Source organism: Huintestinicola sp., from assembly GCF_051882455.1.
Taxonomy (GTDB): domain Bacteria; phylum Bacillota; class Clostridia; order Oscillospirales; family Ruminococcaceae; genus Huintestinicola.
The window spans coordinates 22,713-31,992 of the sequence record NZ_JBJERV010000071.1; the positions used below are offsets into that span (position 1 = coordinate 22,713).

Sequence of the window (9,280 nt, forward strand, 5' to 3'; positions counted from 1 at the left end):
TAAATTATCCTTTCAAATTTTATATGTATGTATATTATAGCACCTTTTATGACGGATTTCAAGGCTAAAAAAATCCTCTCACATAAAAAAATCCTCCGCAGCTATATCCGACTGCGGAGAATTTTTAGAACAAAATTTTCAAAAGGACTTGACAAATTAGCACAGATGTGCTATAATATAACTGTGCCCTTATCTTAATGTGGTGTAGCCCATAAGATACTCGTCTACTGCCTTTGCTGCCTCTCTGCCCTCTCTTATTGCCCACACAACGAGGGACTGTCCGCGGTGCATATCGCCTGCGGTGAACACCTTTTCAACGTTGGTCTTGTAGGTATCGGGAGAAGCGGTGGCTACGTTGGTCCTGGGGTTAAGCTCTACGCCGAATGCGTCGGCGATGTATTTTTCCGTGCCTAAGAAGCCTGCGGCGATGAGGACCAGGTCTGCGGGGATAATTTCCTCGCTGTCCCTTACCTGCTCCATTTTGGTCCTGCCTGTGGCTTCGTCCTTTACGGGCTGGAGACGTATGGTCTCGATGGAGTTTATATTGCCCTTTTCGTCCTTGATGAACTGCTTTACGGTGGTCTGATAAATTCTGGGGTCTTTGCCGAATACTGCTATAGCTTCCTCCTGACCGTAATCCGTCTTGTTCACTCTGGGCCACTCGGGCCAGGGGTTGTTGTCGGCTCTTGTGTCGGGGAGCTTGGGCATCATCTCAAGCTGGACTACGGATTTGCAGCCGTGACGGATAGCTGTTCCCACACAGTCGTTGCCTGTGTCGCCGCCGCCGATAACGACAACGTTCTTGTACTTTGCGCTGATGTAGTAGCCGTCGGAGAGGTTGGAGCCCATCAGGCTCTTGGTGGTTGCCTTGAGAAAATCCACCGCATAGTAAATGCCGTTGGCGTCACGTCCCGGAGCTTCGATATTTCGGGGATTGCCCGAGCCGCAGCAGAGCACCACTGCGTCATATTTCGAGGTAAGCTCCTCGGCGGTGATATCCTTGCCGACGTTCACCTTTGTTTTAAACTCAACGCCCTCGGCTTCCATAAGCTTGATCCTGCGGTCAACGACAGATTTTTCAAGCTTCATATTGGGTATGCCGTACATAAGCAGTCCGCCGGGGTGGTCCTCCCGCTCGAATACGGTGACCTTATGTCCGCGTCTGTTAAGGCGCTGGGCTGCGGCGAGACCCGAGGGTCCCGAGCCTACTACCGCTACGGTCTTGCCCGTTCTCACAGAGGGGGCGGAGGGCTCCATCAGACCGTGGGAATAGGCATATTCGATGATGGAATACTCATTCTCCTTGACGGTGACGGGGTCTCCGTTAAGTCCGCAGGTGCAGGCTTTTTCGCAGAGGGCGGGGCATACTCTCGAGGTGAACTCGGGAAAGCTGTTTGTGAGCAGCAGTCTGCGCGCCGCTTCTTCCATACTGTCGGTGTAGATAAGGTCATTCCACTCGGGACAGAGGTTATTGAGGGGACAGCCCGACACCATTCCGTTGTGAAGGGGCTTGCCGTACTGGCAGAAGGGTACGCCGCAGTCCATGCAGCGGGCTGCCTGCTTCTTTCTTGCCTCCATATCAAGGGGGGTGTGGAACTCGCGGTAATTTTTTATACGCTCGAGGGGTTCAAGTCCCTCGTTTTCGGTTCTTTTATACTCTAAAAATCCTGTTGATTTTCCCATAGTTAATCATTCCTTCCTTTCTGTTTGTTACTTGGTGTTCTCATAGAATGCGGAGATACGCGCGTCGTCGGGGTTCATGCCCTCGGCGGTGAACTTCTTTATGCTGTTCATCATCTTCGCATAGTCGTGGGGAATGATCTTCTTGAATTTGGGAAGATATTCGTCAAAGTTATCAAGTATCTCTCTGCCTCGTACGGAGCCTGTTGCCTGCGTATGCTCCTCGATGAGGGAGCGAAGCTCGCTTATATCCTCCTCCTCGGTGAGCTTGGAGAAGCCTACGAGAGCCTTGTTGAGCTTGGTGTAAAGGTCGAATTCCTCGTCAAGGACATAAGCGATACCGCCGCTCATTCCTGCCGCAAAGTTCTTGCTTGTTTTTCCGAGAATTACCGCACGTCCGCCTGTCATATACTCGCAGCCGTGGTCGCCTACGCCCTCTACTACTACTGTTGCGCCCGAGTTTCTTACGCAGAAGCGCTCGCCTGCGATGCCTGCGATGAACGCCTTGCCGCTTGTTGCGCCGAAGAGTGCAACGTTGCCCACGATGATATTGTCATCGGCTCTGTACTTTGCCTCCTTGGGTGCATAGAGCACAAGCTTTCCGCCCGAGAGACCCTTTCCGAAGTAGTCGTTGCTGTCGCCCTCAAGCTCAAGGGTAAGTCCCTTGGGAATGAATGCGCCGAAGCTCTGTCCGCCCGAGCCGTGGCACTTGACAACATAGGTGTCGTCCTCGAGGGTGTTGTAATATCTTCTTGTTATCTCGGAGCCGAAGAGGGTGCCGAGAGTTCTGTTAAGGTTATTTACCTTGATATCTATGGTCTTGGGCTCCTTCTTCTCAAGTGCCTCAGCCATTGCGGGGATTATCACCTTTTCATCGATCGTTTCCTCAAGCTTGAAATCGTACACGTCCTCGGGAACAAAGTGAGAGGGTGCGTCGGTGCCTGCATAGGGATTTGAGAGAATTTCCGACATATCTATCTTTGCTGCCTTGCTGCCTGCGGGGAAATCCTTCTTTACAAGGAGGTCGGAGCGGCCTACAAGCTCGTCAACGGTGCGTATGCCAAGCTTTGCCATATACTCACGCATTTCCATTGCCATAAAGCGCATGAAATTAACGATATACTCGGGCTTGCCCTTGAAGCGCTTTCTGAGCTCGGGGTTCTGGGTTGCAACGCCTACGGGGCAGGTATCAAGGTTGCAGACTCTCATCATCACGCAGCCCATTGTTACCAGAGGAGCGGTGGCAAAGCCGTATTCCTCTGCGCCCAGCATTGCGGCGATGACTACATCTCGTCCTGTCATCATCTTGCCGTCTGTTTCGATAACGACTTTGGAGCGCAGACCGTTCATAATAAGTGTTCTGTGAGTTTCCGCAAGTCCCAGCTCCCAAGGGAGACCTGCATTGTGAATGGAGCTGCCGGGTGCTGCGCCTGTGCCGCCGTCATAGCCCGAGATGAGCACAACGCCTGCGCCTGCCTTTGCAACGCCTGCGGCAATGGTGCCTACGCCTACTTCGGATACAAGCTTAACGGAAATTCGTGCGTCCTTGTTGGCATTTTTCAGGTCATAGATGAGCTGTGCCAGGTCCTCGATGGAGTAGATGTCGTGGTGAGGGGGAGGGGAGATAAGAGCCACGCCGGGAGTGGAGTGACGGGTCTTTGCTATCCAGGGATATACCTTCTTTGCGGGCAGATGTCCGCCCTCGCCGGGCTTTGCGCCCTGTGCCATTTTTATCTGAATTTCCTTTGCGGAGGTAAGGTATTTCGATGTTACGCCGAAACGTCCCGAAGCTACCTGCTTGATAGCGGAGCATTTATCCTCCGGCATTCCTGCGGTAATAATTCTTTCAAGGTCCTCGCCGCCCTCGCCGCTGTTGGACTTGCCGCCTATCATATTCATGGCTATTGCCATACATTCGTGGGCTTCCTGTGAGATGGAGCCGTAGGACATTGCGCCTGTTTTAAAGCGGTGCATAATGCTCTCGACGCTTTCTACCTCGTCGAGGGGTATGCCGCCGTCGGGGGCAAATCTGAAGTCAAGAGTGCTTCTGAGGGTGAGATTTCTCTCCTCGGCGTTAAGATACTCGGAATATTTCTTGAAAAGGCTGTAGTCGTTTGTCCACGCTGCCTGCTGGAGAAGATGTATAGTCATGGGATTATACATATGCTCCTCCTTGCCGCTTCTGGACTTATGGCTGCCTACGCTTTCCATTGCGTCGTTAACGGTAAGGTCTCTGGGGTCGAATGCGGCGTCGTGGCGGGCAATTACCTGCTCGCTGATATCATCGAGGTCAATGCCGCCCACTCTGCTGACGGTATCGGGGAAGAACTCGTCGCAGACGCTCTTTGAGATACCCAGAGCCTCGAATATCTTACTTCCCTGATAGGACTGAATGGTGGAGATACCCATTTTGGAGGCGATCTTTACAATGCCGCTGACGATTGCCTTTACATAGCAGTTAAGAGCCTCGGTGTATTCCTTGTCGATTGCCTTGCCGGAAGTAAGCTCATAGAGAGTATCCATTGCAAGGTAGGGGTTAACGGCACTTGCTCCGAAGCCGAGAAGCGTTGCAAAGTGGTGCACCTCGTAAGGCTCGGCGGTCTCCACGATTATGGAGATAGCGGTGTTCTTTCTGGTCTTAACAAGGTAATTTTCCAGAGCTGCCACTGCAAGGAGAGAGGGGATAGCAAGGTGATCCTTGTCTACGCCGCGGTCGGAGAGGATAAGGATAGACGCGCCCGTTTCGTGTGCCTTGTCTGCCTGGGTGTAGAGGCTTTCGATAGCCTGTCTGAGGGTGGAGGAGTCCTTTTTGTAGAGCATTGAGATGTCCGCGGTTTTAAGACCCTCAATATTTGCGGTGCGAATTTTTAAGAGGTCAAGGTTTGTAAGAACGGGGTTCTTTATCTGGAGCACGCGGCAGTTTTTCTCGTCCTCCTTGAGGATATTGCCCGAGGTGCCCAGATATACCGATGTATCGGTGATGACCGACTCTCTGATAGCGTCGATGGGGGGATTTGTTACCTGTGCGAAAAGCTGCTTGAAGTAATCAAAGAGAGGGGGATTTTTCTTTGAGAGAGGGGGAATGGGAGTATCTACGCCCATGGCGGCGGTAGGCTCGGAGGCATTGAGAGCCATGGGTATCATTGTGCTTCTGATAGCCTCGTATGTATATCCGAAGGCGTGCTGGAGTCTTTCAAGCTCCTCGCCCGAATATCTGAGGGGCTTTTTATTGGGGATATTGAACTCGTGGAGAGAGTAGAAATTGTGGTCGAGCCACTCGCCGTAGGGCTGTCTCTTGCTGTAGTAGTCCTTTATCTTCTCGTCCTCGATAAGCTCGCCCTTTACGGTGTCTACAAGGAGCATTTTTCCCGGGTGGAGACGTTCCTTTTTAACTACCGTCTCAACGGGGATATCAAGTGCGCCTACCTCGGAGGAGAGGATAAGATATTTTCCGCCCTTGTTATCGTCGGTGATGTAGTAACGGGAGGGGCGGAGTCCGTTTCTGTCCAGAACTGCTCCCAGCACATCGCCGTCGGAGAAGATGATGGAGGCAGGGCCGTCCCAGGGCTCCATCATTGTTGCATAATACTGATAAAAGGCTCTTTTTTCACGGCTCATGGTGGTCTGGTGCTGCCAGGGCTCGGGGATAAGAGTTATTACCGCAAGGGGCAGATCAACGCCCGACATTGTCATAAATTCAAGGGTATTATCGAGACGGGCGGAGTCGGAGCCTGTTACGTCAAGGATAGGAACGATGTCCTTCATTCTGTCGCCGATATAGTCAGACTTTAATACGGACTCGCGGCTGAGCATTTTATCCACATTTCCCGTAATGGTGTTTATCTCGCCGTTGTGGACCATCATACGGTTGGGGTGGGAGCGCTGCCAGCTGGGGTTGGTGTTGGTGCTGAAACGGGAATGAACGATGCCTATTGCGCTGTGATAGTCCTCACAGTCAAGGTCCTTGTAGAATTTTCTCAGCTGGTCTACAAGGAACATTCCCTTATATACTATTGTACGGCTGGAGCAGGAAACTACATAGGTTTCCTTGTCTGCCTTTTCAAATACCATTCTTGCGATATAAAGCCTTCTGTCGAAGGGAAGTCCCTTTTCGCAGTCAGCGGGCTTTTCGATAAATGCCTGATAGATGTTGGGCATACTTTCAAGCGCCTTGGAGCCTAATACGGAAGGCTCTACGGGAACCTTTCTCCAGCCGAGAAATGTGAGCTTTTCATCGGCAAGCACCTTTTCAAAGGTCGCCATTGACTTTTTAAGCTTATCCTCGGACTGGGGGAAGAAGAACATGGCTATTCCGTATTCCCTCTTGCCGCCTATCTTTATTCCTTCCTCGGCGCATACCTTGGAGAAGAAGGTGTGGGATATCTGGAGAAGTATTCCAACGCCGTCGCCTGTTTTTCCCTCGGCGTCCTTTCCTGCGCGGTGCTCGAGAGTTTCTACGATCTTGAGGGCGCTGTCAACTACCTTGTAGTCTGCCTCGCCGTTCATATTTACCACTGCGCCTATTCCGCAGTTCTCGTGCTCGAAGCGGGGGTCGTAAAGTCCCTGCTTTGCGTATGGTTCCTGTACTCTGTAGTTGTCCATAGCCATTACTCCTTACTTTCTGCTGTACTCTATTAAAGCCGTGACCCTCCCTGAAAGATACCGGCTTTTTCGGCATATTATAATTCTATCACAGGAAATCTCCCTTGTCAATACAATTTTGCAAGTTTTTATAAAAATCTTGCATTTTGACTTGAAATATCATACTTTTAAGGGGATTTTTGCTCATTTTATGAAAAAGATATAAAATGATGTGTCAAATTTGCGGCTCAAGGGGCAAAAAAATTGACCCGAAGGCTGTTCGGCTTTCGGGTCGGGTGACTTTATATTTACAAAATGTATTATATATAAAGATATTACTCGGAGTATTTTGAGTCGATGCCCAGATATTCTTCTAATGTAAGTCCGCTGTCGTACACCTTTTTGGCGGTATCCACCCCAAGGTATCTTATATGCCAGGGCTCGTACATATATCCCGTTTTGCTTTCGCCGTTTTCGGGGTAGCGGATCAAAAAGCCGTATTCGGCGCAGTGTACCTTTAACCAATCGTATTCGGCGGTGTCGGCAAAGGAGATGTCGATGGTGTTGAGGTCAAAGGCAAGCCCTGTCTGATGCTCGGAATGTCCCGGGCGGGCGGAATATCTGTCTGCCTCCGACTTGCCGCTTTTTTTAACGTATCTCTCGTAAAGCTCCGTCTGATATTCATAGGAGCGAAATCCCGAGGATATGTAGATATTGAGCCCCTCTGCGGCTGCTGCGGACTGCATTCTGTCGAAGGCTGCCTGTGCGTCGGGGTCTACTCCCGGGGCATAATCGGCGGGAAGGGAATAGGTCTTATTGGCGATGAGTATGCCGTCAATGTAGGTAAGCTGTGAGCTGCCTGCTGCTTCTGTTTCCGCAGGCGCGGGAAGGGCGATGACGGTGACGCGCACCTCCGCATATACATTGGGAGATACGGCGGACTGCACCTTTATCACACATTCTCCCTCGGACAGGGCGGTGATATTGCCTATATCGTCAACACGGGCTATGCTCTCGTCCGAGCTGCTCCATATTTCCGATCTATCATCGGCGTCCTCGGGGTACATGGTCACCCGGGGCATGGAGCTTTCGCCCGGTCTCAGGGTTATCTCGTAATATGTAAGCTCTATGGCGGTTATTTCTTCACTGTCATGAGCTTCTGTGCCCTCTGATGTGACGGTGACATTCACTTGTGCATATACATGGGGACACACAGCCGACTGCACCTTTATCACACATTCTCCCTCGGACAGGGCGGTTATATTGCCTTTACCATCTACCTCGGCTATGCTTTCATCGGAGCTGCTCCATATTTCCGATTTGTCCTCGGCGTCCTCGGGATACATGGTTACCCAGGGCATGGAGGTCTCGCCCGGCTCAAGAGTTATCTCGTAATATGTAAGCTCTATATCGGTTATTTCTCCGTCGGCAGGGCTTTCTTCGGTCTGAACGGGCAGCTCTATGGGCGGTTCCTCGGAGTCTGCCCAGGTCTCGGCAGGCTTTGTGCTCTCGGGGGCGATGGTCTCATCGCTTATGGGCTCGGAGGCTATGACGTTATCGCCTCCTGCGGGGAGTGCGTCCGTTTCGGCGGGTACGTCCTCAACGGAGCTGCAGGCGGAAAGTGTGAGGGCTGCCAGTATAACGGCAGAAATTTTATTTCTTTTCATTTTATGTATCCTTCTTTTTTTATGGGTCATTCTGCGGAAGATGTGCTTTCGGCGCTTTCCATATAGTCGTAATTTGCCTCGTCTATGGGCAGGGGCTGCACATCGGGTGTGGGGGGCAGGTCAAGACCGTCTATGCGGTGCTCGGCAAGGAAATTTGTCCAAAATTCAACGGCATGGTCGTAATTTACCTGCATTTTTTCCTTCTTCATTCCCATTGTATCCACGGGCTTTCTGAATGAAACGTAAAGGTCGGTATCGTCTACAGCGTCCGCCCCGAGCATATCCATAAAGTCGGTCCCTGCAAGGCGGTAGCCTATTTCCTCGGCGTAGGGGTCATCGGGGAATATCTCGCGGCAGTCTGCGAAAACGTCCTCAAGGGCGCCTATGGACTGATATGCGTCCTTATCTCCGATTATCATTACCACATTGCCCGACTGGAACTCGCCGATAAGCTTTGTGCGGTCGCCCTGGGCATAGTAAAGGGACGCCATTGTATCATCGGCATAGCCTGTGGGGACATAGTAGAGACGGGCAAGAGGCTCTCCGTCACCGTTGTAGTCGGGACAGTATTTGCTCCACTGCTCGGTAAGCTCCCCCGAATAGTAGCTCATATCAAAATCGGCGGCTATGTACATTGCCTGCACATCGGGGCGCTCCTTGCGGATAAAATCGTATACGAGGAATATCACAAGGGCTAAAAACATTGCTCCTACGATTATTAAGGCTTTGTTATGATAAAAAAAGTTGCCTATCTTTTCCCATACGGTATAGGTGCGGACTTCCTCGGGGGCGGTCTCTATATCCTCCTCGGATATAACGCCCTGTCTGAGCTTCATAAGCTCTATGCGCTCCTGTCTGAGCTTGTCCTCATAGGCTTTGCGCTGCTTTTCCTCACGCTTTGCACGTTCCTCGGCTATGCGGGCTTCTTCGGCAAGCTCCGCCTTCCTGTCGGCGGCGTCTATCTCGCGGACTGTCTGCAAAAAGGACTTTGGCTTTCCCGCTTTTTTATCCTTGCTTTCACTGCCTTCATTTTCGGGCATTTTTTCCTTATCTTCCATTTTGCACCTCTTAGAAATAATATAAAAAAGGGGAACGCTTTGCGCCGTTCCCCCGTATTTGATTTTTTATGTATATTTACATTATATCACAAGCCGCAGGTTTTTGCAAGGGGTAATTTAAAAAATAGAGTATATGATAAAAACACCCCTCTCCGCCGAAGCGGAAAGGGGTGGGATATGATAGTCTGTGAAACCTCGGAGATCAGAGTCCGAACTTAGCCACCATATTCTTAAATTCGGCAGAAGAAGCAAAGCCCTTGAAGACCTGCTCTCTGGTCATACCATTCTTCATTC

General features: G+C 51.0%; 4 protein-coding genes. All 4 read right to left on the bottom strand.

Annotated elements, in window-relative coordinates; translation table 11 throughout:
• Positions 1-189 precede the first annotated feature (189 nt).
• A complete protein-coding gene (locus ACI4J0_RS09530; protein ID WP_439765577.1) occupies positions 190-1,683 on the bottom strand; it encodes a glutamate synthase subunit beta in 1,494 nt (497 codons plus the stop codon).
• A gap of 27 nt (positions 1,684-1,710) precedes the next feature.
• Positions 1,711-6,282, bottom strand: coding sequence for a glutamate synthase large subunit (gene gltB, locus ACI4J0_RS09535; protein ID WP_439765578.1), 4,572 nt, complete (start codon positions 6,280-6,282; stop codon positions 1,711-1,713).
• A gap of 314 nt (positions 6,283-6,596) precedes the next feature.
• Positions 6,597-7,928 (bottom strand): D-alanyl-D-alanine carboxypeptidase family protein, encoded by a 1,332-nt coding sequence (locus ACI4J0_RS09540; RefSeq protein ID WP_439765579.1) that lies wholly within the window; start codon positions 7,926-7,928, stop codon positions 6,597-6,599.
• Between the two features lie 26 nt (positions 7,929-7,954).
• Positions 7,955-8,986, bottom strand: a complete 1,032-nt coding sequence (locus ACI4J0_RS09545) for a hypothetical protein (protein WP_439765580.1) — start codon at positions 8,984-8,986, stop codon at positions 7,955-7,957.
• Between the last annotated feature and the right edge of the window lie 294 nt (positions 8,987-9,280).